The organism is Candidatus Pelagibacter sp. PS_16 (genome assembly GCF_059417965.1).
This window is the reverse complement of sequence record NZ_CM182074.1, coordinates 85,620-111,676: the sequence shown is the minus strand read 5'-3', so window position 1 is coordinate 111,676 and position 26,057 is coordinate 85,620. Positions and strand designations below refer to the sequence as shown.

Annotated in this window: 26 protein-coding genes and 1 riboswitch; of the genes, 9 read left to right on the top strand and 17 right to left on the bottom strand. The window is 29.0% G+C overall.

Features of this window, described 5'->3' with window-relative positions; translation table 11 throughout:
• Position 1: 1 nt before the first annotated feature.
• Genes AC5SL0_RS00580 through AC5SL0_RS00560 form a run of 5 tightly spaced genes read right to left on the bottom strand, consistent with a single transcriptional unit; the run spans position 2 to position 4,730 of the window.
• Positions 2-478: a DUF4167 domain-containing protein gene (locus AC5SL0_RS00580; protein ID WP_494618333.1), complete on the bottom strand. Its 477-nt coding sequence runs from the start codon at positions 476-478 to the stop codon at positions 2-4.
• A 14-nt stretch (positions 479-492) separates the two neighbouring features.
• Positions 493-1,335, bottom strand: coding sequence for a peptide chain release factor N(5)-glutamine methyltransferase (gene prmC / locus AC5SL0_RS00575; RefSeq protein ID WP_494618332.1), 843 nt, complete (start codon positions 1,333-1,335; stop codon positions 493-495).
• On the bottom strand, positions 1,336-2,409 hold the full coding sequence (gene prfA, locus AC5SL0_RS00570; RefSeq protein WP_271564949.1) for a peptide chain release factor 1: 1,074 nt from the start codon (positions 2,407-2,409) through the stop codon (positions 1,336-1,338).
• A 5-nt stretch (positions 2,410-2,414) separates the two neighbouring features.
• On the bottom strand, positions 2,415-3,515 hold the full coding sequence (ispG, locus tag AC5SL0_RS00565; RefSeq protein WP_494592000.1) for a flavodoxin-dependent (E)-4-hydroxy-3-methylbut-2-enyl-diphosphate synthase: 1,101 nt from the start codon (positions 3,513-3,515) through the stop codon (positions 2,415-2,417).
• Between the two features lie 3 nt (positions 3,516-3,518).
• Positions 3,519-4,730 carry an aspartate kinase gene (locus AC5SL0_RS00560; RefSeq protein WP_006997387.1) on the bottom strand — a complete coding sequence of 404 codons (1,212 nt, stop codon included), beginning with the start codon at positions 4,728-4,730 and terminating at the stop codon, positions 3,519-3,521.
• Between the two features lie 65 nt (positions 4,731-4,795).
• Between AC5SL0_RS00560 and ubiG the strand changes: the two genes are divergently transcribed.
• A complete protein-coding gene (ubiG, locus tag AC5SL0_RS00555; RefSeq protein WP_494618331.1) occupies positions 4,796-5,518 on the top strand; it encodes a bifunctional 2-polyprenyl-6-hydroxyphenol methylase/3-demethylubiquinol 3-O-methyltransferase UbiG in 723 nt (240 codons plus the stop codon).
• Here ubiG and AC5SL0_RS00550 read toward each other — a convergent pair.
• Together AC5SL0_RS00550 and argJ are read right to left on the bottom strand one after the other, a co-directional pair.
• Positions 5,515-5,946: a DUF1178 family protein gene (locus AC5SL0_RS00550; RefSeq protein ID WP_011281766.1), complete on the bottom strand. Its 432-nt coding sequence runs from the start codon at positions 5,944-5,946 to the stop codon at positions 5,515-5,517. The two genes, ubiG and AC5SL0_RS00550, sit on opposite strands and share 4 nt — an antisense overlap.
• Positions 5,947-5,987: 41 nt before the next feature.
• Entirely contained in the window at positions 5,988-7,289 is a 1,302-nt protein-coding gene (gene argJ, locus AC5SL0_RS00545; protein ID WP_494618330.1) for a bifunctional glutamate N-acetyltransferase/amino-acid acetyltransferase ArgJ, read from the bottom strand.
• A 65-nt stretch (positions 7,290-7,354) separates the two neighbouring features.
• On the opposite strand from argJ, the gene secA reads away from it, so the two are divergent.
• On the top strand, positions 7,355-9,919 hold the full coding sequence (secA, locus tag AC5SL0_RS00540; RefSeq protein WP_494618329.1) for a preprotein translocase subunit SecA: 2,565 nt from the start codon (positions 7,355-7,357) through the stop codon (positions 9,917-9,919).
• Here secA and AC5SL0_RS00535 read toward each other — a convergent pair.
• The gene (locus tag AC5SL0_RS00535) at positions 9,914-11,020 is read right to left on the bottom strand and encodes an acetyl-CoA carboxylase carboxyltransferase subunit alpha (RefSeq protein ID WP_494618328.1); all 1,107 of its coding nucleotides are present in this window, start codon (positions 11,018-11,020) and stop codon (positions 9,914-9,916) included. The genes secA and AC5SL0_RS00535 overlap by 6 nt on opposite strands.
• A 91-nt stretch (positions 11,021-11,111) precedes the next feature.
• A riboswitch (glycine riboswitch) is annotated at positions 11,112-11,198 on the top strand.
• Positions 11,199-11,268: 70 nt separating this feature from the next.
• Between AC5SL0_RS00535 and AC5SL0_RS00530 the strand changes: the two genes are divergently transcribed.
• A complete protein-coding gene (locus AC5SL0_RS00530) occupies positions 11,269-13,464 on the top strand; it encodes a malate synthase G (protein ID WP_494618327.1) in 2,196 nt (731 codons plus the stop codon).
• Here the strand turns inward: AC5SL0_RS00530 and recR are convergent.
• The 5 genes from recR to kdsB form a co-directional block, all read right to left on the bottom strand.
• Positions 13,451-14,062, bottom strand: coding sequence for a recombination mediator RecR (recR, locus tag AC5SL0_RS00525; protein ID WP_006997394.1), 612 nt, complete (start codon positions 14,060-14,062; stop codon positions 13,451-13,453). The two genes, AC5SL0_RS00530 and recR, sit on opposite strands and share 14 nt — an antisense overlap.
• A 4-nt stretch (positions 14,063-14,066) precedes the next feature.
• Positions 14,067-14,384, bottom strand: a complete 318-nt coding sequence (locus AC5SL0_RS00520) for a YbaB/EbfC family nucleoid-associated protein (protein WP_006997395.1) — start codon at positions 14,382-14,384, stop codon at positions 14,067-14,069.
• Positions 14,385-14,387: 3 nt separating this feature from the next.
• A complete protein-coding gene (gene dnaX / locus AC5SL0_RS00515) occupies positions 14,388-16,061 on the bottom strand; it encodes a DNA polymerase III subunit gamma/tau (protein ID WP_494618326.1) in 1,674 nt (557 codons plus the stop codon).
• 144 nt (positions 16,062-16,205) lie between these two features.
• Positions 16,206-17,036, bottom strand: a complete 831-nt coding sequence (locus AC5SL0_RS00510) for a prephenate dehydratase (protein ID WP_494618325.1) — start codon at positions 17,034-17,036, stop codon at positions 16,206-16,208.
• Position 17,037: 1 nt separating this feature from the next.
• Positions 17,038-17,778, bottom strand: a complete 741-nt coding sequence (gene kdsB / locus AC5SL0_RS00505; RefSeq protein ID WP_494618324.1) for a 3-deoxy-manno-octulosonate cytidylyltransferase — start codon at positions 17,776-17,778, stop codon at positions 17,038-17,040.
• A 103-nt stretch (positions 17,779-17,881) separates the two neighbouring features.
• On the opposite strand from kdsB, the gene AC5SL0_RS00500 reads away from it, so the two are divergent.
• On the top strand, positions 17,882-18,421 hold the full coding sequence (locus tag AC5SL0_RS00500; RefSeq protein WP_271626137.1) for a c-type cytochrome: 540 nt from the start codon (positions 17,882-17,884) through the stop codon (positions 18,419-18,421).
• On the opposite strand, the gene argF is transcribed toward AC5SL0_RS00500, so the two are convergent.
• Genes argF through AC5SL0_RS00485 form a run of 3 tightly spaced genes read right to left on the bottom strand, consistent with a single transcriptional unit; the run spans position 18,413 to position 21,327 of the window.
• A complete protein-coding gene (argF, locus tag AC5SL0_RS00495) occupies positions 18,413-19,342 on the bottom strand; it encodes an ornithine carbamoyltransferase (RefSeq protein ID WP_011281757.1) in 930 nt (309 codons plus the stop codon). The genes AC5SL0_RS00500 and argF overlap by 9 nt on opposite strands.
• A 2-nt stretch (positions 19,343-19,344) precedes the next feature.
• On the bottom strand, positions 19,345-20,511 hold the full coding sequence (locus tag AC5SL0_RS00490; RefSeq protein WP_494618323.1) for an aspartate aminotransferase family protein: 1,167 nt from the start codon (positions 20,509-20,511) through the stop codon (positions 19,345-19,347).
• Positions 20,512-20,514: 3 nt separating this feature from the next.
• Entirely contained in the window at positions 20,515-21,327 is an 813-nt protein-coding gene (locus AC5SL0_RS00485) for an ABC transporter permease (protein WP_271623068.1), read from the bottom strand.
• A 123-nt stretch (positions 21,328-21,450) separates the two neighbouring features.
• On the opposite strand from AC5SL0_RS00485, the gene AC5SL0_RS00480 reads away from it, so the two are divergent.
• Positions 21,451-21,951: a GcrA family cell cycle regulator gene (locus AC5SL0_RS00480; protein ID WP_494618322.1), complete on the top strand. Its 501-nt coding sequence runs from the start codon at positions 21,451-21,453 to the stop codon at positions 21,949-21,951.
• A 172-nt stretch (positions 21,952-22,123) separates the two neighbouring features.
• Here the strand turns inward: AC5SL0_RS00480 and AC5SL0_RS00475 are convergent, their stop codons facing one another.
• Positions 22,124-23,092, bottom strand: a complete 969-nt coding sequence (locus AC5SL0_RS00475; RefSeq protein ID WP_494618320.1) for a complex I NDUFA9 subunit family protein — start codon at positions 23,090-23,092, stop codon at positions 22,124-22,126.
• Positions 23,093-23,108: 16 nt separating this feature from the next.
• Here AC5SL0_RS00475 and AC5SL0_RS00470 point away from each other — a divergent pair, with 16 nt between their 5' ends.
• From AC5SL0_RS00470 to AC5SL0_RS00455, 4 genes are read left to right on the top strand one after another with little or no spacing between them, the layout of a single operon-like run.
• The gene (locus AC5SL0_RS00470; RefSeq protein ID WP_494618319.1) at positions 23,109-23,720 is read left to right on the top strand and encodes a ribonuclease D; all 612 of its coding nucleotides are present in this window, start codon (positions 23,109-23,111) and stop codon (positions 23,718-23,720) included.
• On the top strand, positions 23,721-24,692 hold the full coding sequence (locus AC5SL0_RS00465) for a KpsF/GutQ family sugar-phosphate isomerase (protein ID WP_494618318.1): 972 nt from the start codon (positions 23,721-23,723) through the stop codon (positions 24,690-24,692). It abuts the gene before it with no gap.
• Complete coding sequence (lptC, locus tag AC5SL0_RS00460; RefSeq protein WP_494618316.1) at positions 24,693-25,277, top strand: LPS export ABC transporter periplasmic protein LptC; 585 nt, start codon at positions 24,693-24,695, stop codon at positions 25,275-25,277.
• Position 25,278: 1 nt separating this feature from the next.
• Complete coding sequence (locus AC5SL0_RS00455) at positions 25,279-26,055, top strand: ATP-binding cassette domain-containing protein (RefSeq protein ID WP_006997408.1); 777 nt, start codon at positions 25,279-25,281, stop codon at positions 26,053-26,055.
• Positions 26,056-26,057 lie beyond the last annotated feature (2 nt).

Here is a 26,057-nt window from a genome sequence, read left to right as displayed (position 1 = left end):
ATTAACTAGCAACAACTTTCTTTTCAACCACTTTTTTATCTAAACTTTTAACAACTTTTTTAACCTCAGGTTCAGTCACTTCTTTTTTAACCGTTTCAGCTTCAGTTTTAATAGTTTCTTCAACTTTTTTTTCTGAATCTAGTGGTTTAATAGTTGCAGTTGCAGATGAATTTACTCTAGCCATTCTAAGGCTTTCTTGCTCGTTTTGAACTCTTGTAAAGTGATCCGCGTGTTGAAAATAATTTTCAGATAAAATTTTATCTTCATTAGCTAAAGCTTCTCTCGCTAGGTCATTGTATTTTTCAATAAGTTTAACTGCATTATGATTATTTCTACCTGGAACTTTTCTTTGAAAATTATCATTGTTAGAAAATTTTGCCCCTTCATTATTGTTTCTAAATGGAGGTCTTCTATTATTATTGCTTCTAAATGGAGGTCTTCTATTATTATTACTATTATTACTTCTAAATGTTACCATAATATTTTTTCAATTTAAATTTTAGTGCTGATTATACAGCGATCATTGTTGCCATAATCTTTTATGGCTTTGTTAACGTAAAAACCTTCTTCTTTTAATATTTTTATAACTTTATTTTTTTGATTAAAACCAATCTCTAAAATAAATTTACCATTTTTCTTAATCAGAATACTCGTCTTATTGATTACTTTTCTGATTTTTGAAAAACCATCAAACCCACCATTTAAAGCTAACTTTGGCTCAAAATTAACTACATCTTTTTCCAAATATTTTAAATTTAACTGTTCAATATATGGAGGATTTGAAACAATAATATCATATTTGCCATTATTAAAATTGTCAACACTTGAGTGAAAAAACTTTACTCGACTAGTTAAGTTTAGTTGTTTAGCGTTAAATTTACTTACATTTATACTTTTTTTAGAAATATCTATTCCAGTTCCATAAAAATTAGATCTCTCTTTTAATATAGATAAAAGAATGCATCCAGATCCAGTTCCAATATCGAGAATTTGTAGTTGATCATCTTTTGAATAAATTTTTAAAACCTGTTCTATTATTAGTTCACTATCAGGTCTTGGAATTAGCACATCTTTATTGACAAAAAATTCATCTTTCCAAAACTCTTTTTTATTTATTAAATAAGCAATTGGTTCACCTTTTTTTCTTCTTTCAATTAAACTTTTAAATTTTCCTAATTGCTCTGAGTTCAAAACTTCTTTAGGGTTTAAAATAATATGCTTTTTATCTCTTTTAATCGAGTTGGATAATAATATCTCACTATCAAGTTGAGGGTTGGTTATCTTATTTTTTTGTAAGATATCTATTCCTTCATTTAGAATATTTTTTATATTCATTTAATTAAGATTGCTCAATTTTTCTTCTTGTGCTTGCAGCGTTAAGCTTTCTACCATTTCGTCAAAGGCTTCGCCTTCTAAAAAAGCTTCAAGTTTGTGTAAGGTTAGATTAATACGATGGTCTGTTACTCTTCCTTGTGGAAAATTGTATGTTCTAATTCTTTCAGAACGGTCTCCAGTTCCTATTTTACTTTTTCTATCTTCAGATCTTTCGCCTTCTATTCTTGATCTTTCTAATTCATAAAGTCTTGATCTTAAAATTAACATACCTTTTGCTTTATTTTTGTGTTGTGATTTTTGATCTTGTTGAGATACAGATAATCCAGTTGGAATATGAGTAATTCTCACGGCACTATCAGTTGTATTAACGGATTGTCCACCTGGGCCACCAGCTCTAAAAACATCAATTCTTAAATCTGAATCATTTATTTTTATATCAACCTCTTCTGCTTCTGGTAGAACGGCCACTGTTGCTGCAGAAGTGTGAACTCTCCCTTGAGTTTCTGTATCTGGAACTCTTTGAACACGATGAACTCCACTTTCATATTTTAATGTTGAATAAATATTTTTCCCCCTAATTGATGCAATAACTTCTTTTAGTCCCCCTGCCTCACTCTGAGACATACTTATTAATTCTAATTCCCATTTTTTTTGATGACTAACTTTTTCATACATCTTAAAAAGATCTGCAGCAAATAAACTTGCCTCTAATCCTCCCGTACCTGCTCTAATTTCTATAATTGCATTTTTTTTATCTGCTTCATCTTTTGGTAATAAAAATAGTTTTAATTTTTTTTCTATAGTTTCGTTTTCTAATTTTAAATCTTTTAATTCTACTTCAGCCATTTCTTTAAACTCATTATCACTACTAGAATCGCTTAATATTTTTTCTAGATCTTTTTTTTCTCCCTCATAAGAAAAATATTTTCTAGCATCATCAATTACCTCATTTAAATCCGAGTATTCTTTTGATTTTTCAGCAAAAAGTTTTTTATCCACTTCACCTGATGATAATTCTTTCTCTAAAACAGAATGCTTAGATATTAAATCTTCAATAGTTTTTAGAGGTATCATTGTATTTATAATTTTTTATCAAGTTCAGCAGCTTTTTTTTCAACTTCACTTACAACTCTTGATATTATATCCTCTGATAAAACTTTTTCACTTTGAATGCCAGATAAATAAAGCATATTATTACCCTTACCGCCTCCAGTAATTCCTATATCTGTCATCGCTGCTTCTCCAGGTCCATTAACTACACAGCCAATAATCGATAATGTTAAAGGGGTTTTGATGTGAGCTAGTTTATCTTCTAATATTTTTACCGTGTCAATTACTTGGAATGCTTGTCTTGCACATGATGGACAAGATATAATTTTTACACCTCTATTTCTTAAATTAAGTGACTTTAATATTTCATTACCAATTTTAATTTCTTTAACAGGATCATCAGACAAAGAAATTCTTATAGTATCACCTATTCCATCCATTAAAAGTGAGCCAAGACCTATTGATGACTTGACACTGCCTGATACAAAGCTTCCAGCTTCTGTAATCCCTAGGTGTAATGGATAATCTGTAACTTTTGATAGTTGACGATACGCTGCAATAGATAAAAATATATCTGAAGATTTTACACTTATCTTAAAATTAAAAAAATCTTGATCTTCTAAAATCTTAATATTCCTTTGTGCGCTTTCAACTAAAGCTTCTGGGCATGGCTCTTTATATTTTTCTAAAATATCTTTTTCAAGAGAGCCAGCATTAACACCTATTCTAATAGAACAATCATTATTTTTAGCAGCACTTAGTACATCGTGTATTTTTAATTTATCACCAATATTTCCTGGATTAATTCTTAAACATTTTGCTCCATTTTCAGCTGCTTCTATTGCTCTTTTATAATGAAAATGAATATCAGCAATTATTGGAACAGATACATGTTTTGTAATTTCTTTAAGAGCTAATGAAGACTCTTCATCTGGGCAAGAAACTCTAACCAAATCTGCACCCTCTTCATGAATATCATTAATTTGTTTTATTGTGGCCTGAATATCGGTTGTTAAGGTATTGGTCATTGATTGAACAGAAATAGGATTGTCACCACCTATTTTTACATCACCAACATTTATTACTTTTGTTTTTTTTCTATGAATGTCTCTAAATGGTCTTAAGCTCATAAGTTAATCTAACTTAAATTCTTTGTGAAGCACTGCTACTGCTTTTTTTATCTGTTTATTTGAAATTAAAACTGAAATTTTAATTTCAGAAGTTGAAATAACCATTATGTTAATCTTTTTTGAAGCCAAAGCTTGGAACATTCTATAGGTAATTCCTGGTGTTGTAATCATACCCACACCAATAATAGATACTTTTGAAACATTATTGTCATACGTAAGTTTTCTAAATGAAATTCTTTTATTTTGTTTAATTATTTTTTCTGTTTTTTTTACATCCTCAGATTTAATTGTAAAAGTTAAGTCTGTTTCTTTTCCATTTAAAGAAATATTTTGAACTACCATATCAACATTAATTTGATTAAGTGATAATGGTTTAAAAACAGCAGCTGCTACTCCTGGTCTGTCCTTAACACCTACAATCGTAACTTTAGAATCATTTTTTGTAGAAGTAATTCCAGTTATTATTTGATTACTGAAGGTTTTTTTTGTACCAGTTATTAATGTGCCTTTCTTTTTTTGAAATGAAGATTTAACTGAAAAATTAATATTATTTAGTTTTGCATCTTGCACAGATGTAGGTTGCATAACCTTTGCGCCTAATGATGCCATCTCTAACATTTCATCGTAGGAAATTTTATGAATTTTCTTGGCTTTAGAATGATTTCTTGGATCTGTAGTATAAACACCATCTACATCAGTGTAGATATCACACGCATCAGTATTAAAAAATTTTGCAAGCATTATTGCTGATGCATCAGTTCCACCTCTGCCCAGTGTTGTAAGTCTATTTTCTAAGTTAATGCCTTGAAAACCAGTTATGATAGGTATTCCACCTGATTTCATGAAACTAAGTATTTTTCCTTTATTGATTTTGCTAATTCTTGAAGAGCTATAAGGTCCTTCTGTAATAATTGGTAGCTGCCAAGACATCCATGATCTAGCTTTAAAACCAAGGTGTTTTAATCTACCAGCAATTAATGCACAAGTTGCTTGCTCTCCTGTTGCTAACAAAACATCATATTCTGCTGCATCAAAGGTATTACTTAATTCTTTTGTTTTTTTTATTAATTCATTGGTTGTGCCACTCATTGCAGATGAAACCACAATGACACCCATTTTCTTCTTTTTGTAAGAGGAAATAATTTTTGCTACGCTCTTTATTCTATCTATACTTCCAACGGAGGTTCCACCGAACTTTAATACAACAGTTTTCATTGATAATTTTGTAATTTATATTTGATAAAATACATCTTAATTGTTATGTCCACAAGTTATCTATTATGAATTCAATAAATAAAAAAGAAATTGAGAAATTTTCCAAAATTGCTGAAGAATGGTGGGATCCTAATGGTAAATTCAAACCATTGCATAATTTTAATCCAATAAGAATTAGATATATAAAAGAAAATATTATCAAAGATTTTAAAATTAGATCATCTGATAAGCCATTAAAAAATATTAAATTACTTGATATTGGTTGTGGTGGAGGGTTATTATCTGAACCAATGTGCAGACTAGGAGCAAGTGTTGTTGGCATTGATGCATCAAAGAAAAATATTGAAGTTGCAAAATTTCATGCAAAAAAAAATAAACTTAAGATTGACTATAAAGTTGCATCTCCAGAGATGTTAAAAGATAAAAAAAAATTTGATGTAATTTTGAACATGGAAATAGTTGAACATGTTAATGATATAGACTTTTTTATTAAAGAAAGTTCAAAATTATTGAAAAAAAATGGAATAATGTTTATCGCAACCCTTAACAAAACATTAAAATCTTATGTATTTGCAATAGTGGGTGCTGAATATATTTTAAAATGGCTTCCAATTGGAACACATGATTGGGAAAAATTTGTTAAACCTAGTGAGCTAATAGATATAGGTAAAAAAAACAATCTATCTCTTAAAAAATTAGATGGAATGAATTTTAATATATTAGATAATAGCTGGAAAGTAACAAATGATACTTCTGTTAATTATATTACAAAATTTATAAAAAATTAGTTCGTAGTATCTTTTATCCAAGGTAGTATTTCTGCTTTTATACCCTCTTCCTTTAATTCGTTAAGATCTTTTTTTGTTGCGGTACCATAAATACCTTTGGCTTTTTTTTTGTCTTTATAATGTAGAGACCTTGCCTCATAAGCAAAATTTTCTCCCACATATTCAAAATTTTTTTTTATAAATTCTTGATATTTATAAATTGTTTTTTTTATTTCTTTATATTTTTCACTGGATGAATCAATGTCTGTTAAAATATTTTTTGAAGTACTCACATTAGGAGACATCAAGCCCTTTCCAACATTTAAAGAATTACAAAAATGACAATTTAAGAATTTTTTCTTTTTAAGTTTTTCATATTCCTTAGACGATGAAAACCAACTATCAAAAGTAGTTTCACAATCTTTACATATGAGCTTGTATTTGATCATGGTTTATAGTTAATAATTAATAAAGTTAATTCAATATCAAATTAGCTTCTATAATCAGCATTAATCTCAATATATTTTTTTGTTAAATCCATTGTGTAAGCAGTAAAACTTTTTGATCCCATATTTAAATTTACTAAAATATCTATTGATTGACTTTTCATATAGTTAGCCACTTCATTTTCTTTATAATATTTAAAAATTTGTCCTTTTTCTATAATCTTAATACCACCAAAGTTTATTGCTAATTTTTTTAAATCTATTTTCACTCCAGATTTTCCTATGGCCATTATTATTCTACCCCAATTTGGATCTTCTCCTGCGATGGCTGTTTTAACAAGATTTGAATTCGCAATAGAAAAAGCTATTACTCTTGCTTCTTTCTCACTTTTTGATTTAACTATATTGATTGTAATAAATTTAGTAGCTCCTTCACCATCCTTAACCACTCTTTTTGACAAATTTAATAATACTGAATGTAGGGCTTTATCAAAACTAAATATCTTTTTATCATTAATATTATTAATGATTGAGTTTTTTACTTTTCCTGTTGAAAAAATAGAAACCATATCATTAGTACTAGTGTCACCATCGCAACTAATTGCATTAAAAGTTGTATTAATATTTTTCTTTAATAGTTTTTTTAAAACATCGTTTGAAAGATCTGCATCAGTGAAAACATAACCTAATGTGGTCGCCATGTTTGGAAAAATCATTCCTGATCCTTTGGCAATCCCATAAATCTTAACATTTTTATTTCCTATTTTGCATTCCTCCATAGAAATTTTTGGCTGTAGGTCTGTTGTCATTATGCCTAATGCGGCTTTCATCCAGGTAAATTTATTTTGTGTATATTTAATTTTTTTGATTAATTCTGGAATGTTCTTTTTAATTTTTTCAGTTGGATATTTTTCTCCAATTGTCCCTGTGCATCCAAAAAGTACTTGATTTGATGATATCTTCTTTGGAAAATCTTCGTCTTCAGTTTGTTTTTTTGTTAATTGTAATGCTGCTTCTTCTGCTATTTCTTTTAAACCTTGGTAACCTTCTGATCCTGTAAATGCATTAGCATTTCTAGTATTAATAATTAGAGAGCTTATTTTTTTACTTTTAATATTTAAATTCCACTTAATGTTCTCTGAAACTATTTTTGATTGTGTATAAACAGATGCATAGTTAGCCCCGTCTCTAAAATAAAACATAACCAAATCATCCCTGGGTTTGCTGTATAAATTTGCACAAACTGTGGATATTGAAACTCCATCTAGATGTTCTAAATCTTGAAAGTCACTATTTTTTGACTTTAAATTTAGTGAGTTTATAAAGTTTTTAACGTTTATTGGCATGTGTTTAAAATATTTATTTAATACTTATATTAAAAGTTATAATTAATTATATACCAGAAAATTAAATGCTTAATCCCTTAAATTTTATCAAAAAGTTTATTAAATCTAGCAATCAAAAAGAGCTCGATAGAATTAACAAAATAGTTGTAAAAGTTAACTCCTTGGAAGCTTCTGTTAAAAACCTTAGTGACGAAGACTTTCCTAAAAAAACTATAGAATTGAAAGATAGACTTAAAAATGGTGAAAATTTAGACACCCTATTGCCTGAAGCTTTTGCACTTGTGAGAGAGGCTTCTAAGAGAACAAGAAATGAGAGACATCATGATGTTCAAATACTTGGAGGTGTTGTGCTTCACGAGGGCAAAATTGCAGAAATGAGAACTGGTGAAGGTAAAACTTTAACAATAAGTCTAGCTGCTTATTTAAATGCTCTGACAGAAGGAGGGGTGCATATAGTTACTGTAAATGACTATCTTGCAAAAAGAGACTCGCAAGAAATGGGGGAGATATATAAATTTTTAGGATTAACTTTTGGTTTTATAAATAATGACCAAGATGATCTTGAAAGAAAAAAAAATTATAATTTTGATATTACATATGCAACTAATAGTGAATTAGGGTTTGATTATCTTAGAGATAATATGAAATTTTCAAAAGAACAAATGGTTCAAAGAGGACATGTTTATACTATTGTGGATGAAATAGATTCTTGTTTAATTGATGAGGCTAGAACGCCACTTGTAATATCGGGAGCTGCTGAAGACAAAACAGAACAATATCTTGCGATTGACAAACTTATAAAAAGATTATTACCAGAACATTATGAGATTGATGAAAAAGATAAAAATATATTGCTTACCAATGAGGGAATAAATAATGTAGAAAAAATATTCTCTGATGCTGGAATTCTAAAAAATAATAACTTTTATGACCCTGAAAACTTAAGTTTAGTTCATCATGTAAATCAATCTTTAAGAGCTCATCATCTATTTGAAAAAGGAAAGGATTATATTGTTAAAGATGGAACATTAAAAATTATTGACGAACTTACTGGTAGAATATTAGAGGGAAGAAGATTTGGAGATGGCTTACACCAAGCACTTGAAGCCAAAGAAAGAATAGATGTTCAAGCTGAAAATCAAACTCTAGCATCAATAACTTATCAAAATTACTTCAAGCTCTATAATAAAATTTCAGGATGTACTGGAACTGCAGCAACTGAATCTCAGGAGTTTTATGAAATATATAATTTAGTTGTGGTTATCATCCCTACAAATAAAGAAATGATTAGAAAAGATTGGAATGATCAAATTTTTAGAACTGAAGAAGAAAAAAATAAAGCTATCATTGAAAAAGTTCTAGAGTGTCACCAGCAAGGTCAGCCTATATTAGTTTTCACTTCTAGCATTAATAAATCAGAAATTTATTCAAAATTACTAAATGATGAAAAAATTAAACATGTAGTTTTAAATGCAAAAAATCATGAAAATGAAGCTGAAATCATTGCAAATGCTGGAAAAATGAATTCAGTTATAATCACAACAAGTATCTCGGGTAGAGGTGTTGATATCCAGTTAGGTGGAAAAAAAGGAAGTCAACCTGATGATGAACTTTTAGAAAATAAAAATAAAATAAAATCACTCGGTGGACTATTTGTTATTGGTACAGAAAGAATGGAATCTAGAAGAGTTGATAACCAAGCCAGAGGAAGAGCTGGTAGACAGGGTGATGAAGGAAGTTCAATTTTTTATGTTAGTTTAGAAGATGACTTAATGAGAATTTTTGGTTCAGAATCTATGAATAATATTCTTCAAAAATTAGGCTTAAAAGATGGAGAAAGTATTGATCACCCTTGGATTAATAAAGCACTTGAAAGGGCACAACAAAAAGTTGAGGCTAGAAATTTTGATATAAGAAAAAATTTATTAAAATTTGATGATGTGTTAAATGATCAAAGACATGTAATATTCTCTCAAAGGAATGGCGTGATGAATAGTGAAAAAGTTTTTGATTATTCAGATGAATTCTTATCTGAAATTATTAGTCATCTAATCAGCTTAAAAACACAGAAACTATCAACAACTAAAAATAATGAATTTAATAATCAGTTAAAAACTTTACTAGGAAAAAGTGTTGATGATAATGAATTTAAAAATGTTACTGAATTAAAAGATGAAGAGTTCAAAAATAAAATTAATTCTAAATTTTTAGAAGCAAGAAATGAAAGAATTAAAATGTTGGATGAAGAAAAAGCAAAAGAAGTTGAAAAAAGAATTTTTCTTCAGTGTATAGATTTAAACTGGAAGTCACATATTCAATATCTTGAACAACTAAGACAAGTTATTGGCCTAAGATCTTATGGTCAAAGAGATCCATTAGTTGAGTATAAAAAAGAAGCCTTTTTTCTTTTCGAAAACTTATTGAATAAATTGAAAATGGATTTTGTTACAATTTTAATAAATTTAAAAATAGCTCAAGAACCTGGTGAAAGTATTTCAAGACCATTAAAAAAAGAAACATCTAACGATCCAAAATGTTTACTAATAAAAAGAAAAAATGAAAAAATTTCAAGAAATGAGAAATGTGAAGCTACAGGTAAAAAGTTTAAAAACTGTTGTGGGGCCTTATAAAGAAAATATAAAATAGCCCAATAAAACTATTACTCCAAATAAAACTGCTAAATTTAACTTTGATTTAAAGAAGTTTTTAATAAATAAATTAACCTTACTTTCTTTCATGCTGAGTGTACTTAGATCATCTAATTGATTTACGAAACCTTTAGATCTTCCAATAGTTAAAAATTTATTTTTTCTATGATTAAAAATTTCTTCTCCACTCATGTTAAAAAATTCATTCAAATTTTTTTCAATCGATTTTCTTACGTTATCTAATATTAGGTCTCTATCTCTGTGGGCACCACCAATTGGCTCTGGAATAATTTCATCAATTACTTTTAGTTCTAAAAGGTCTTTTGAAGACAATTTCATAGCTTTTGCTGCTTCTAAAGTTCTTTTAGGGTCTCTCCATAAAATGGTGGCACAGCCCTCTGGAGATATTACTGAGTAAATTGCATTTTCTAACATGATTACCTTGTTAGATGAAGCAAGTGCTATTGCCCCTCCTGATCCACCTTCTCCAATAACAATTGCAAGAGTTGGGACGTATAACGACATGCAGCACTCAATTGATTTTGCAATTGCCTCTGCTTGACCTCTTTCTTCCGCTCCTACACCAGGGTAAGCTCCGGGTGTGTCTATAAAAGAAATTATCGGAATGTTAAATTTATTTGCTAATTTCATTAATCTAATTGTTTTTCTGTAACCTTCAGGTCTCATCATTCCAAAATTTCTTTCAATTCTACTTTCAAGGCTGTCCCCTTTTTCTTGACCAATAACTAAGACAGATTTTTCATCAAATTTTGCAAATCCTGCTAATACAGATTTGTCTTCTCCATAATATCTATCACCTGACAATGGGATAAAATCTTCAAATAAATTATCAATAAAAAATTTTGCTTTAGGTCTATCTTCATGTCTTGCAACTAGAGTGGTTTGCCAAGGGTCTAAGTTAGAGTAAATTTCTTGTAGCTTATTATCTATCTCTTTTTGAGACTCAGATATTTTTTTGGTATCTACTTCTGAAAGACCATCTTGATTATAAGGATCTTTAAGTTTGTCTATTTCTATCTCTAAGTTTTTAATATCTGTCTCAAAATTTAAATAATTTTTCATATGATTGTTTAATTATTAATTAATTAAGAAAAAAGGCAATAAAATGTTTCAAATAATTTATATTTGACATAATTCTATTAAGAGATAGTCTTAATCAATATCGGGAGAGACTATTTTAAATAGCGCCGAAGGAGCAACCACCCCGGAAACTCTCAGGCAAATGGACCGATAACAAACATAACACTCTGGAAAGAGATTTATCTCGCCGATGGAGCAAAACTCTCAGGCAAAAATACAGATGGGGTAAAATGGGTGCTATGAAAGAACAATATACAAAAATACACAATCTATCAGTTTCTCATAAATTGCTTAACTTCGTTAATGAAGAGCTGCTTAAAGATACAAATATTTCTTCTGAAAAATTCTGGGAAGGCTTCGACCAAGTAGTTCATGAGCTAGCCCCAAAAAATAAAGAGCTATTAAAAATAAGAGAAGATTTACAAAAAAAAATAGACGATTGGCATATTGCAAATAAAGGAAATGAAATCAATCTAGAGGAGTATAAAAAATTTTTAAAAGAAATTGATTATTTAAAAGAAGTAGGCCCTGATTTTAAGATCAAAACAAATAATGTTGATGAAGAAATAACTAGTATTGCTGGACCTCAATTAGTAGTTCCAATCATGAATGAAAGGTATGCACTGAATGCAGCTAATGCTAGATGGATGAGTTTATATGACAGTTTATATGGTACAGATGTAATCGATCAATCTGAGGATAGTGCCACTCAAAGATACGATCCTTTAAGAGGAGAAATGGTTATAAAATATGGAAGAGACTTTTTAGAAAAATATTTTCCTCTAGAAAATTTTGAATGGCATAATATTACAGGCTTTAAAATTGATAATGGCTCTTTAACAGTATTAAAAGATAGTAATAAATCATCTTTAAAAAATAAAGATAAATATATTGGTCATAGAGGAGAGGCCAATGATCCATCAGCAATAATTTTAAAAAATAATAATCTTCATATAGAAATAATTATAGACCCAAATGCTTTTAGCGCTCAACAAGATCCTGCTAAAATTAGTGATATTATTGTTGAAGCTGCAGTTTCAACTATTTGTGATAATGAAGATAGTGTTGCTGCAGTAGATGCTGATGACAAAGTTATTTGTTATCGTAATTGGCTTGGACTTATGAAAGGTGATTTGAAATCAACTTTTGAAAAAAATGGAAAGACTTATGAGCGTAAATTAAATCCCGACAGAAGTTATGTTTCTAAAGATGGAAAAGGATTAAAGCTACATGGAAGAAGTTTATTATTGGTAAGGAATGTTGGACACCTTATGACTAACTCAGCAATCACTTTAAAAGATGGTTCTGAAATACCAGAAGGTATTATGGATGCCTTTATAACTTCAGCAGCTTGCCTTCATGATATTAAAAAAAAAGGTAATTCTAGAACTGGTTCCATTTATATTGTTAAACCAAAAATGCATGGCCCTGATGAAACCTCATTTACTGATTTAATTTTTACTAAAGTTGAAGAAGTTTTAGGATTGGAAAAATACACTTGTAAAATTGGAATTATGGATGAAGAGAGAAGAACCTCATCAAATTTAAAAGAGTGTATTAGAACACTGCAAAATAGAGTATTTTTTATTAATACTGGTTTTTTAGATCGTACTGGTGATGAAATGCATACTTCAATGGAAGCTGGTCCTATGATTAAAAAAGGAGACATGAAATCTTCTAAATGGATTGGGGCATATGAAAATAACAATGTAGACATAGGTCTTCAATGTGGTCTTTCTGGTAAGGCTCAAATTGGCAAAGGAATGTGGGCTATGCCGGACAAAATGAAAGAGATGATGGAACAAAAAACTGGGCATCTAAATGCTGGTGCAAATTGTGCTTGGGTTCCCTCACCTACAGCGGCAGCTCTTCATGCTCTTCATTATCATGAAATAAATATTTTTGAGAAACAGAAAGAAATTCAAAAAAGAGAATCTGCAAAACTGGATGATTTGTTAACAATTCCTGTAGCAGACAGACCAAACTGGTCAATGGAAGAAATTAACTCCGAAATTTCCAATTCTGCACAAACTCTTTTAGGGTATGTCGTCAGATGGATAGATCATGGAGTTGGCTGTTCAAAGGTACCTGATATTAATAATGTTGGTTTGATGGAGGATAGAGCCACTTTAAGAATTTCTTCTCAACATATAGCTAATTGGATACATCACGATATTTGTACAAAATCACAAGTTATGGAAGTAATGAAAAAAATGGCAAAAATTGTTGATGATCAAAATAAAAATGATGGTGCCTATACTCGCTCCGGAAGAGGAAGCTACGAAATGATGTCTGAAAATTTTGAGCAATCAATTGCTTTTAAGACAGCTTGTGATTTAATCTTTAAAGGTAAAGAGCAACCTTCGGGTTACACAGAACCGTTATTACATCTAAATCGATTAATAAAGAAATCTAGTCAGAATTAGTTTTAATTCCAGTTCTGTTTTTAAAAGCTGAATATAAAGTTCCATCATCGAGACTTTCTATTTCACCACCAACAGGAAGTCCTTGAGCAAGTTTTGTAACCTTAGTAGAAGTTTTTTTTAAACTATCCTCTATGTAATAAGCAGTAGTTTGACCTTCTACTGTTGCACTTGTTGCTAGTATAACTTCTTCAATATTTTCTCTTGAAACTCTTTCTACTAATGAATTAATCAAAAGATCCTCTTTTCTCTGGCCGGCAGAAGAAATAGTGCCACCAAGAATATGAAAGTAGCCTTTATAGATATTTGAATTTTCAATTGACCATTGATCTGCAATGTCTTCAACTACACATATTTTATTATATTTTTCTTTTGAATTTTCACAATTGTTACAGCCTAATGAATTAGATTTTAAAGTACCACAAGATTGACACCTAATAACATTTTTATAAACTTGTGCCAACGTGTTTGCCATTGGCTTTACAAGTTCATCCCTATTATTAATAAGTTTTAATACAATTCTTTTTGCAGATTTAGGACCTAAGCCAGGAAGTTTAGAAATTAATTTAATTAACTCTTCTATCTCATTAATATTTTGCATATTCTTAAAGTGGCCATTTAAAACCAGGAATACCTAATCCACTTGTAGACTTAGAAATTTCTTCAGATGTCTTAGATTTTAATTCTGATTTTGCATTATTATGGGCAGCCACTATCAAATCTTCGATTATAATTTTATTTTCCTTTAATATTTCGTCTGAAAGATCAATTTTGATCATTTCATTTTCACCATTTAAAGTAACCTTTACAGAATTTGAACCAGACGTTCCTTCTACCTGAATGTTCTTTATTTTTTCTTGGCTCTCTTTCATTTTAGCCTCTAATTCTTTTGCTTTATCTAAAATTTTTGTAAAATCAGTCATTCTTTAATCTTCTTTTCTAGGTTTAACATCAATAAGTTCTGCGTCAGGGAAATTTTTTAAAATATCTTTATAAATTGAGGAGTTCTTTACACTTTCTATCAGTTCTTTTTTTTCATTAATTTCTTCTTCTTTTTTTGATGGCTGTCCTTTAGTTTTGCTTAGACTTATAATCCATCTTTCATTGGTCCATTCAAAAAGTTTTGTTGAAAGATCTTTAATAAAATCTTTATCTAAATCTTCATTAAATGAAATTTCAATTCTTTTGTTCTCAAAACTTACAAGGTTAACATTTTTTTCTAATTCATATTTTAATTTAATCTCTTTTTTAGAAGAGCATGCTTTTAATAGATCATCAAATGAATTTATAAGACTGGTATTTATTTCAATGTTATTATTTTCTTTTTCTTTGATATCTTTTTCCTGAACAATATTTTTCATTTGCCCTATTGTTTCAGATTTATCTTTTATTCCAAAGATATCTTCGTTTGTTTTTTTTGGGGAAAAAGATGTTTGGTTTTCACTTTCAGATAATAGTTTGCTATCTTCTTTATATTTTTCACTTTCCTGTTTAATACTTTTTAAATGAATTAATCTAATTAAGAACATTTCCATTGATAAATGTTGATTAGAAACAATATCAAGCTCCTCAAGTGTTTTAATAGTAAATTGCCAAAATAATATTAGGGTCTCATTGTTAACTTTTTCTGAAAGATCTTTAATTTTATTAAACTCTTCATCATTCAATAAAAAATTATTACCATCCAAATTTAGTGAATCAATATTTTTAAAATAATATAAGAGCTCTAAGAAATCATTAATAAAAATTTTTGGTTCAACACCTTGGTTATATATTTCTCTGTAAGTGTTGAGAACTTCAGTTTCTTTACCTTCAAATATTAATTCAAATAAATCAATTAATTGAGACTTATCAAAATAACCAAATATTTTTTGTGCTGCTGCAAGATCTAATTCTTTGTCTTTATCCAAAGTAAGTAGAGCTCTATCAAGTAACGATAGCGCATCCCTAACTGAACCCTCAGAAATTTTAACAATTAATTTAAGAGCATCATCTGATGCGTTACCATTTTCTTTTTCTTTAATTTTCTTAATAAAATCAAACAACTCTAAAGATTTAATTCTAGATAAATCAAATCTTTGACAACGTGAGACTACTGTAATTGGAATTTTTTTTATTTCTGTTGTTGCAAAGATAAATTTTAAATATTCTGGCGGCTCCTCTAAGGTTTTTAATAATGCATTGAATGCTTGTTTGCTAAGCATGTGAACTTCATCAATTATAAATATTTTATATTTAGCAGTAGTTGGGCCATATCTAGAAAATTCAATAAGGTCTCTTACATCGTCCACCCCTGTTTTACTTGCTGCATCCATTTCCAATACATCAATATGATTTGAGTTAGAAATGGCATTACAATTTTCACAAAGTTCCTCTTTACACAAATTATCTATTCCATTTGAACAATTTAGAGATTTTGCAACAATCCTTGCTGTTGTCGTTTTTCCTATTCCTCTAATTCCAGTAAAAAGATAGGCATTAGGCACTTTATTAGCCTTAATAGAATTAGAAATTGTTTCCGCAACAACATCTTGCCCTATAAGATCATTAAATGTCTGAGGTCTGTACTTTAAAGCTAAAACTTTTGTATTTTTATTCATTTTATATAAAGGAGACTAGAACCTGAATAACTGTCTCTACGACTGCTTCCGTTAAGATCTGGTCGGGTTCAAGCAGTATCCACCTCTAGCCTCCAAAACTATTATAACAGTAATGTTTTCTATTCTACAAGAAAAGTTTCTAAGTTATTTTTCTCTAAACTTATCAGCCTCAAAAACACCTAGTACGTGAAAATCTTGGCAATGAAGTCCTAATTCTTCTAAAGACTTTTGTACTTTTGAATTGTCTATGTGTCCCTCTAAATCACATAAGAAAAAATATGACTCAAAGGAATTTTGCTCTGGATAGCTTTGAAGTTTTGTAAGGTTAACTCCATTGATCGCAAAGCCACCTAATGATTGATAGAGAGCTGCAGGCTTACTTTTTAACTTAAATAGAAAAGAAGTTATGTATTTTTTATCACCAAAATCAGGCTGTAAAACTTCATTACCCATTACCAAAAACCTCGTAGCATTTCCTTTTTCATTTTCAATATTTTTTGAAAGTATTTTTAGATCATAAATTTCAGCACTTAAAGTAGAGGCAATTGCAGCTTCTGTTTTAATTTTAGACTTTGAAATTGTCTCAGCTGAACCAGCAGTATCTGCACGAATATGTTCAACTAAATTATTTTTTTTAATAAATTTAGAGCATTGTGATAAAGCTTGAGCATGAGAATAAACATCTTTGATATCACTTAAATTGCTATCTGGCTGTCCTAATAAATTATGTTCAATTTTTTGAAAATGTTCTGCATAAATATTAAGTCTATACTTAAAAATAAGATATTCGATTCCAATATTTCCTGTAATTCGATTTGATTCTGGAATTACCATTCTCGAATTTTTATCTTGAGATGTTTTTAAAAAACATTCATCAAATGTCTTACATGGAATTATTTCTGCTTTAGGATTTATTTCTAGCGCTGCTAAATGTGAATAAGCACCGAATGTTCCTTGAAAATAAATTTTGGTCATTTTAGGATTTATATTCCATAATTTTTTTTATAGCTAGATAATCTTCTTTTGTATCTACACCAATGGGAGAAAAGTTTGCCAAAGCAACGTTGATTTTCAGATCATTATCTAATGCTCTTAACTGTTCTAATCTATTTTTTTTTTCTTTAAATGTTTGATCCAGACTAACAAATTTTTTTAATGTACTTGTTTTATATGAATAGATTCCAATATGATGATAAATATTTTGATCATTTCTTGAAAAACCATCTCTAGTAAAATTTAATGCTGTTGGAAAATTATTCTTTTCTAATTTTGTTTCTGTAATAACCTTAACTACATTTTGATCAATTAACATTTTATCATTTTTAATTTCTGCAGCTAGCGTTCCAATTCCAGAATTACTATTAATCATAAAGTTATTTAAATTTATAATATCATTTTTATTGATATTTGGTTCATCCCCTTGCAGGTTTAATATAAAATCAATGTCTTTAATATTAAGCTTTTCGTAAGCCTCAAAAATTCTATCTGTGCCAGTTTTGTGAGTGTTACTCGTCAAAACAGCTCTACCACCATTTTTTTCAACATCATCGAGTATTTCTTGATCTTCGGTTGCTACTACTACCTCGCCAATATTTGTTTCTTCTGCCCTCTTAAAAACATGAGAAATTATTGATAAATTATTAATTGTTAAAAGTGGTTTACCTGGCAATCTACTTGCTAACATTCTTGATGGAATTAATATTAATGTTTTAGTCATTATAAATTTACCAATTTGTGCGTCTAACAGACGCAAAATTAAAAATTAAAAATTAAGTATTTTTTTAATTATCATGTTATATCTGCAAAATAATAAAATTTATATGGATTCGTTCGAGCTTAATAAAATTATTGCTGCTATTTTAATGGTTGCACTTCTTGTAATTGGTTTAGGAAAAGTTGCCGACGGTGTCTTTCATGTAAATAAACCAGAAAATCCAGGGTATCAAGTTGAAGTAGAAGGACAACCAGCTTCCACAGTATCTCAAGTTGCTGAAGTTGAGCAAAAAGTAGACATTGCCGCTATAATGGCTCTAGGCGATGTAACTTCAGGTGAAAAAATTTTTAAAAAATGTGCAGCATGTCACTCTATTGAAAAAGGTGGTCCAAATAAAATTGGTCCTGCTCTTTATAACGTAGTGGGCAGTAAAGTAGGTGCTGTAGAAGACTACAAATATTCTAAAACTTTAGCCTCATATGGTAAAGACTGGACTTTTGAAGAACTCAATGGTTTTTTAACAAAACCTAGCTCATATTTGAAAGGAACAAAAATGTCTTACGCTGGCTTGAGAAAAGAAGCAGATAGAGCCTCGATTATTAAGTACCTAAATCAAAATAGTGATAGCCCTAAACAGCTACCTTAATTTACCAAAACAATATAATAAAATACTTTTTTGAACATGCACTCTATTTAGAGCCTGCAGCCATACTTCAGAATTTTTTCCCAAAAAAACATCTGCTGCAACCTCTTCTCCCCTTGGAAGACAGTGTAAAAAAGTTGTATCTTTTTTAGCAAAACTCATCAATTTTGAATTGATTTGAAAGTTTCTAAAATCTTTAATTTTTTTATTTTTATTAACTTTATCGTTCAATGAAATTACTTTATCTGAAAAAATTACATCAGCATTTTTAACTGCTTTTTTAGCATCATAAAAGATGTGAATTTTTCTTTTATTTTTTTTTACCCAATCTAATACAAATTTTTTAGGCCCATAATTCTTGGGACAACCAATATTTAAGTTGAAAGAAAATTTAACTGAAGCAGCAATCAAACTATTTAGAACATTATTAGAATCTCCAATCCAACAAATATTTAATTTGGAAATAGATTTTTTTTTAATTTCTTCAACTGTAAAAATATCTGATAGCACTTGTGTTGGATGAGACGATGGACTTAGACCATTTATTACTGGTATCTTTAAGTATCTGCTAAATTCTTCTATTTTTTTATCACTGTCAGTTCTCAGCATAAAACCATCCCCATAAGTTGATAAAATTTTAGCAGTATCTGCTAGACTTTCCCCACCTTTTCCTAGGTGTAATTCGTTAGCTCTAAGTGTTATAGTTCCTCCACCTAGTTGTTTTATTGCAAGGTAAAAACTTAATCGCGTTCTCAAACTTGCTTTTTCAAACATTTGAATGAGTAACTTGCCTTTTAAAGGTTTATCTTTATCAACTTCTAGAGTGTTATAATTTTTTCTTTTTTGTTTTCTGTTCTTTGCATCAATGATGATTTTTTTAAGGTCTGCTGAAGGTATATCTTTAAGGTTGATGAAATGTTTCATATTTATTTATAAGTAGAACACACTTTTTTAATAATATTTATTGCTATTTTTATTTCTTCTTTTTTAACATTAAGAGGAGGTAATATTCTAATAACATTTTCAGCCGCTCTAATTGTTAATAATTTATTATCCATTAGTTTCTGTATAAATTTTGTTTGATCATTATGAAGTTGTAATCCTATTAATAAACCAACACCTCTTACTTCTTTAATTATTTTAGGAAACTTTTTTCTCAATATATTTAATTCTGAATGAAAGTATTTTGATAATTTTTTAACATTTGAAAGAAATCCTTTTTTTAATATTTGATCTAAAACTGCATTTCCAACAGACATAGCTAGTGGGTTGCCACCAAATGTTGACCCATGAGTTCCAGCTGTCATTCCTGATGCTACCTTTTTATTCATTAAAACTGCACCTAACGGAAACCCACCTCCAATTCCTTTTGCTATTGGAACAATATCGGGCTTAATTTTCGAATTTTCAAATGCAAAAAAATTTCCACTTCTTCCAATTCCACACTGGACTTCATCTAAAATTAATAAAATTTTTTTCTTATCACAAATTTTTCTTAATTCTTTTAAACACCAATTGGGTATAACTTTAATTCCTCCTTCTCCCATCACAGTTTCAACCATAATAGCAGCCGTTTTTTTTGTTATTTTTTTTTTAAAATCTTTATGATTTCCAAATTCAAAATGGTCAAATCCATCAACTTTCGGTCCAAAGCCCTCCGTCATCTTCTTTGATCCACTAGCATAAATTGTAGCTAATGTTCTTCCATGAAATGAATTTTTAACACAAAGAATTCTATTTTTTGAAGGTTGTCCTATCGAATAAAAATATCTTCTAGCAACTTTAATTGCTGCTTCTGTGGCTTCTGCTCCACTATTTTGAAAAATAATAAAATCTGCAAAAGTTTTTTTTGCCAATCTTTTAGCCAATTTTTCTCCCTCTGGAATAATAAATGCATTAGAAACATGCCAAAGTTTTTTAGATTGTTTGTTAACTGCTTTTATTAAATATGGGTTTGCATGCCCCAAGGAATTTACTGCTATTCCCTGAACAAAGTCTAAATATTTTTTTCCATTAGTAGAATATAAAAAACTTCCCTTACCATATTTAAAAGAGATTTTTTTTCTATTATAATTTTTTGCTAAAGCGCTCATTAACTAAGATTTAATTTTATAACCTTTTTTGTAAAGAAGAAAAGCAACATACCACATGAGAACACTTAATATAATTAGATAGATTAAGCCTACTGTTATCGATCCATCTGATTTTCCTAAGAAGCCATATCTAAACCCATCGATCATATAAAAAAATGGATTAATATGACTTATCGTTTGAAAAAATTGTGGAAGTTTATCTATTGAATAAAATACTCCAGATAAAAAACTTAGGGGTGTAATAACAAAATTAGTGACTGTTGCCGTATGATCAAATTTTTCAGCCCAAAGACCGGTAATAAAACCTAAGCTTCCCAAAATAAATGCTCCTAAAAAACCAAAGACAAAAATATAAAAAATATTATAAATTGTGATATCAACTATTAATGAAAAGACAGCTATTGAAATTATAGCTATTAAAAAACTTCTCGTTAAAGCAGCCAGTATTATTGCCATTGACACTTCAAGGGCTGATAATGGTGCATAGAGCATATCAACAATGTTTCCTTGAATTTTTCCTATCATTAGTGAAGAAACAGAATGACTAAATGATTGTGTTAAAATGCTCATTGCAATTAAACCAGGCGCTAAAAAATTTATGAAAGAATAGCCAAGCACATCTCCTCTATTATTGCCTAAAGCTAGGGACAAAACTGATAAAAATAGTAAACTTGAAACAAGTGGAGATAGCAAAGTTTGCTGCCAAACTGCCATGAACCTGTTACACTCTTTAAGCCATAGGCTTTTAAAGCCAATCCAATTTACAAAGCCAAACTTTTTAACTCCGATATGATATTTTTTATCCAATTCAACCATAAGTAATCATATATAAATTTTAAAAAAAGATGTGTATAAAACAGAAAAATCCATTGTCTTTTTTTTAATCTTGTGTGATCTGTATATAGTTATAAAATTTAATTAACATACTAAATATAGAATATGAGCTGGAACGAAGAAAAGGTAGAAAAGTTAAAAGAACTTTGGGGCAAAGGAAGCACTGCAAGCCAAATAGCTGAAATAATCGGTGGTATTAGTAGAAATGCAGTAATTGGTAAAGCTCATAGATTAAATTTATCATCAAAAATTAAAACTAGAAATGCATCTTCAAGCCAAAATTTTGATAATAGTTCAGAAGAAAATTCTTCTAAGCAAAAAAGAGGCAGAAAAAGTAAGTTTCAATCCTTAATTATTGAAAAAGACTTTGAACCAGAAAATCCTAAGAAATTAGAGGAACTAGATGAGAGCTCTTGTAAGTGGCCTATAGGTCATCCTGAAGAACAATCATTTTATTTTTGTGGACGATCGTCTTTAAAAGATTTTTCATATTGCAAACTTCATTTACTATATGCCTATCAGCCAAAAGGAAGAAAAGAAGAGCCTGTAGCTGATAAAGATGAAGAGTCACCTCAGTATATTGATAAAAAAATTAATACTGCTTAATAATTTTTTAATTTAATTAATCTTAATTTTTTATTTCTTATTCTTTCCATTAAATCCTCTAATCAGAGATTTTATGATTAGATAAATTAGGTAAGAGAAAATTGAGAATATTAAAAAATAAATAATATTAATTATCATAAATAATCATACAATTTTAGTATAGGAAATTCTATTAAGAATTAGCAGGGTTATATTTTTTTGTAGAAAATTGCCCACCTTCTCTCCACATATAGCTATATTTTTCTACTTCATTATCAAATACTCTTGTACTTGGAACCCCAATATCAGCATTAGTTTGATATTTACCTGAAGGAACATTATCATATTTTAAAAGCGTAAGCTGATCTATTGTTAGGAGTGGTTTTGGAAATAATTGAAAAACTTTAGCAGACATAGTTGCTACAAAAAGAGGTAATGGTACTAATAATCTTTTTTTATCTATTAAATATAATAATTTTTTTAAAATTTCTTTTAAGGATAAGATGTCATACCCAACACACTCTATAATTTTCGAGTAAATATTTTTAGAGACAACATGATAAATGGTATCAGTTAAATCCGAACAATGTATTGGAGCAAATTTAGTTGATCCATTATAATAAAGAGGGAAAAATGGAAGTCTACTGAGTAAAGTCATAAAAGACGTAGTAAAATTATCATCAACTGAATAAACTACAGAAGGCCTTAATATTGTTGCTAAAGGAAAATTTTTTTGAATATTAAGTTCGCCATCTAATTTACTTTTTGCATACTCTGAGTCTGGTGCATTATTTATCCCTAATGCTGACAAATGAATAAATTGCTGAACTTTATATTCCTTACAAAGTTTAGATAAAATAGATGGAAAAATAGAGTGAATATTTTTGAAAGTATTGCCCTTGCCACTTTCATATAAAATACCAATTAAATTTATACAAATATCAGTTTGAGAGAAAAGCTTTCTAATTTTTTTTTCATCAAAGATATTAGCTTCAACAATGTCTATGTAACCTGCATTAGCTTGAGTTTTTATTGCATATCCTTTTTGATGAAGGTTTCTAGTAACCACAGTTACTTTATAATTATTTTTAGTAAGCTTTCTTATTAAATGACGACCTATTTGACCACTACCGCCAAAAATTAGACAATTTTTTGCTTTCATATATATATAATTAAAAATGAATATTGATATTAAACTTCACAAGAGTGATCTACCAGAAGATTTAGATTTAGGCAATATTATAGCGGTTGATGGAGAGTTTATGGGTCTCAATGTTAAACGTGATCCTTTATGTCTTATTCAAATATCAACTGGTAAATCTGATGCTCATATTATCCAGCTTGATAGGGAAAAATATGATGCTCCAAACTTAAATAAAGTTCTTTCTGACGAATCCATCACCAAAATATTTCACTATGGTAGGGCGGACATGGCTCACATTAAGCATTACCTGAAAACAGAAACTAATAATATTTTAGACACAAAAATTGCCTCTAAATTAGCAAGATCCTATTCTGATAGTCACTCCCTAAAAACTTTGATTAAAGAATTTATGAACGTTGATGTAAGTAAACAATTTCAAAGTTCAGATTTTGGAGGGGAGCTATCTCCAGCACAATTAAAATATTGTGCCAATGATGTTATTTATTTGCATAAAATTCATGAAGAATTAAACAAAATTCTCATAAGGGAAAAACGAATTGATTTATATAAAAGCTGTTTAGCATTTTTAAAAACTAGAGTTGATCTTGATTTGGCTTTATTTAAAGACGATATATGGTCTCATTAAATGAAAAAAAGAAATTATAAAAAAATTGCAAAGAGTGTAATTGATCTTGAAATCAAAGCTTTAAAAAAATTAAAAGATTCAATTAATAATTCTTTTAGTGAAGCGGTAGAATCGTTGGCAAACTGTCAATCAAAAGTGATATTATGTGGGGTAGGCAAAAGTGGATTAATAGCAGCAAAAATTTCAGCAACACTTTCCTCTGTTGGCACACCTTCATTTTCACTATCTGCAAATGACTGTTCTCATGGTGATCTTGGTAGTATTTCAAAAAAAGATATTTTAATTTTGATAAGTTATTCTGGTTCCACAGAAGAGTTAAAAAATATTATTAAATATGCAAATCGAAATAAAATCACTCTAATAGGAATAATGTCTAAAAAAAATTCGATATTATACAAAGCGTCTGATATCAAACTCCTTATTCCAGAAGTAACTGAGGCAGGTCTTGGTATCGTTCCAACTTCAAGCACAATTAATCAATTGAGCATAGGTGATGCGTTGGCAGTAGCAGTTTTAAATAAAAAAAATATTAATAAAAAAGATTTTAAAAAATTTCATCCCTCTGGAAATCTTGGCGCACAACTTAGAACTGTTGAAGAATTAATGATCACAGGAAACAAAATTCCATTCGTAAATGAAAACTTGAATATGAAAAAAGCTTTACAAATTATTTCAAATAAAAAACTTGGTACTTTAATTGTTCAAAATAATAAGAAAATCACTACAGGAATAATTACTGATGGCCAAATTAGAAGAGTTAATGCAATGAGCAATAATCTCCAAGATCTATCTGTCAAAAAAGTTATGACCAAAAACCCTATAAGCATCAATCTAGACACTCTTGCTGAAAAAGCTTTATCTATAATGAATGCAAAGAAAATCACTTCATTATGTGTTCACAAAGATAAAAACAAAAAAAAGACAGTTGGAATTTTACATATTCACAACATACTTCATTCAAATATTCGTTAAATGAATAAAAAAACAGGCCTACAAGCTATAATGGTTCTTGTCATTATCTTCATTTCATTATGGTTTTATTTAAAGTACTTCACTGAGAATTTTGAAGATGTAAAGGAAACTCAAGTTAAAGAAAAAATTGATGAAAATCAAAATAGCAACTCAACCTATATTGATGATATTAATTATGTTTCTACTGATGCTAAAGGTAATAAATATCAGATCACTGCAAAACAAGCTGAAATTAAAGTTGAAAATTCTGACGTGATGTTTTTAAGAGACGTTGTAGCTTTTATTTTTATAAAAGATTCAGACACAGTTAAAATTACTTCTAATTTTGGCAAATATAATTCAAAAAATTATGATACTATTTTTTCTGAAAATGTAATAGTTATTTACCCAAGACATAAGATATCAGGAGAATACTTGGATTTTTCCTTTTTAAGTAATCTTGGGACATTTACTGAAAATGTCGTTTATGCTGGAGAAAAAACAAATTTATATGCTGATAAAATTGAAATGAATCTTACTACTAAAGACACTAAAATTTTTATGAATGATACTGGAAAAAAAGTATTAATCGAAGGAACTAAGTAATATGGGTGTAATAAAAAAATTTAGGATTAAATCTTTTAAAAACCCTCAGCCCTTTATCTCTCTAGAAAATATATCATTATCATTTGGTAAGAGAAAAATTTTAGACAACGTAAGCTTTAAGATTAATCATGGACAAATTTTAGGAATGTTAGGACCAAATGGAGTTGGGAAATCAACAATTTTTAATTTAATCACAGGTTTAATTAAACCTGACTTTGGTAAAATTAAATTTGAGGGGATTGATGTTGTTGATTACCCGATATATTTGAGAACAACAAAATTTAGAATTGGGTATGTTCCTCAATACGGTGGTTATTTTAGTGATCTTACTTTATTAGAAAATTTAAAAGCAATAGCAGAAATCGTAATCGACGATAAAAATTTAATTCATCATAAGATTGATATGCTTATAGCTAAATTTGAATTAGACGCTATCAGAGATATAAAAGCAAAGTTTCTATCTGGTGGACAAAAAAAGAAGCTAGTAATTGCTCTTGCCTTATTAAGTGACCCAAAGGTGCTTTTACTTGATGAGTGTTTCGCAGCACTAGATGTTCTGACTATTAAGATGCTACAGGAAATCATTGTTAATTTACAAACAGAAAGCAACATAACTATTTGTATTTGTGATCACCAAGCGCGAGATCTTCTTTCTTGTGTAGATGTAGCAGTCATTTTATCAAACTGTAAGATTGTAGCGCAAGGATCTCCTAATGATTTGATTAATAACACTGAGGCCAAAAATGCTTATTTCGGTGACTCTTTTAAATTTAATTAAAG

What these genes read in the sequence shown, in the direction of transcription:
- AC5SL0_RS00480 (WP_494618322.1), top strand. Translation starts at nt 21,451, where the DNA reads ATGAGCTGGAACGAAGAAAAGGTAGAAAAGTTAAAAGAACTTTGGGGC.
- AC5SL0_RS00475 (WP_494618320.1), bottom strand. Translation starts at nt 23,092, where the DNA reads ATGAAAGCAAAAAATTGTCTAATTTTTGGCGGTAGTGGTCAAATAGGT.
- ispG (WP_494592000.1), bottom strand. Translation starts at nt 3,515, where the DNA reads ATGAGCTTAAGACCATTTAGAGACATTCATAGAAAAAAAACAAAAGTA.
- AC5SL0_RS00470 (WP_494618319.1), top strand. Translation starts at nt 23,109, where the DNA reads ATGAATATTGATATTAAACTTCACAAGAGTGATCTACCAGAAGATTTA.
- AC5SL0_RS00530 (WP_494618327.1), top strand. Translation starts at nt 11,269, where the DNA reads ATGGGTGCTATGAAAGAACAATATACAAAAATACACAATCTATCAGTT.
- AC5SL0_RS00510 (WP_494618325.1), bottom strand. Translation starts at nt 17,036, where the DNA reads ATGACCAAAATTTATTTTCAAGGAACATTCGGTGCTTATTCACATTTA.
- prmC (WP_494618332.1), bottom strand. Translation starts at nt 1,335, where the DNA reads ATGAATATAAAAAATATTCTAAATGAAGGAATAGATATCTTACAAAAA.
- secA (WP_494618329.1), top strand. Translation starts at nt 7,355, where the DNA reads ATGCTTAATCCCTTAAATTTTATCAAAAAGTTTATTAAATCTAGCAAT.
- AC5SL0_RS00560 (WP_006997387.1), bottom strand. Translation starts at nt 4,730, where the DNA reads ATGAAAACTGTTGTATTAAAGTTCGGTGGAACCTCCGTTGGAAGTATA.
- AC5SL0_RS00550 (WP_011281766.1), bottom strand. Translation starts at nt 5,946, where the DNA reads ATGATCAAATACAAGCTCATATGTAAAGATTGTGAAACTACTTTTGAT.
- AC5SL0_RS00455 (WP_006997408.1), top strand. Translation starts at nt 25,279, where the DNA reads ATGGGTGTAATAAAAAAATTTAGGATTAAATCTTTTAAAAACCCTCAG.
- AC5SL0_RS00490 (WP_494618323.1), bottom strand. Translation starts at nt 20,511, where the DNA reads ATGAGCGCTTTAGCAAAAAATTATAATAGAAAAAAAATCTCTTTTAAA.
- AC5SL0_RS00580 (WP_494618333.1), bottom strand. Translation starts at nt 478, where the DNA reads ATGGTAACATTTAGAAGTAATAATAGTAATAATAATAGAAGACCTCCA.
- ubiG (WP_494618331.1), top strand. Translation starts at nt 4,796, where the DNA reads ATGAATTCAATAAATAAAAAAGAAATTGAGAAATTTTCCAAAATTGCT.
- dnaX (WP_494618326.1), bottom strand. Translation starts at nt 16,061, where the DNA reads ATGAATAAAAATACAAAAGTTTTAGCTTTAAAGTACAGACCTCAGACA.
- kdsB (WP_494618324.1), bottom strand. Translation starts at nt 17,778, where the DNA reads ATGACTAAAACATTAATATTAATTCCATCAAGAATGTTAGCAAGTAGA.
- prfA (WP_271564949.1), bottom strand. Translation starts at nt 2,409, where the DNA reads ATGATACCTCTAAAAACTATTGAAGATTTAATATCTAAGCATTCTGTT.
- AC5SL0_RS00520 (WP_006997395.1), bottom strand. Translation starts at nt 14,384, where the DNA reads ATGACTGATTTTACAAAAATTTTAGATAAAGCAAAAGAATTAGAGGCT.
- AC5SL0_RS00535 (WP_494618328.1), bottom strand. Translation starts at nt 11,020, where the DNA reads ATGAAAAATTATTTAAATTTTGAGACAGATATTAAAAACTTAGAGATA.
- AC5SL0_RS00485 (WP_271623068.1), bottom strand. Translation starts at nt 21,327, where the DNA reads ATGGTTGAATTGGATAAAAAATATCATATCGGAGTTAAAAAGTTTGGC.
- lptC (WP_494618316.1), top strand. Translation starts at nt 24,693, where the DNA reads ATGAATAAAAAAACAGGCCTACAAGCTATAATGGTTCTTGTCATTATC.
- recR (WP_006997394.1), bottom strand. Translation starts at nt 14,062, where the DNA reads ATGCAAAATATTAATGAGATAGAAGAGTTAATTAAATTAATTTCTAAA.
- AC5SL0_RS00500 (WP_271626137.1), top strand. Translation starts at nt 17,882, where the DNA reads ATGGATTCGTTCGAGCTTAATAAAATTATTGCTGCTATTTTAATGGTT.
- argF (WP_011281757.1), bottom strand. Translation starts at nt 19,342, where the DNA reads ATGAAACATTTCATCAACCTTAAAGATATACCTTCAGCAGACCTTAAA.
- argJ (WP_494618330.1), bottom strand. Translation starts at nt 7,289, where the DNA reads ATGCCAATAAACGTTAAAAACTTTATAAACTCACTAAATTTAAAGTCA.
- AC5SL0_RS00465 (WP_494618318.1), top strand. Translation starts at nt 23,721, where the DNA reads ATGAAAAAAAGAAATTATAAAAAAATTGCAAAGAGTGTAATTGATCTT.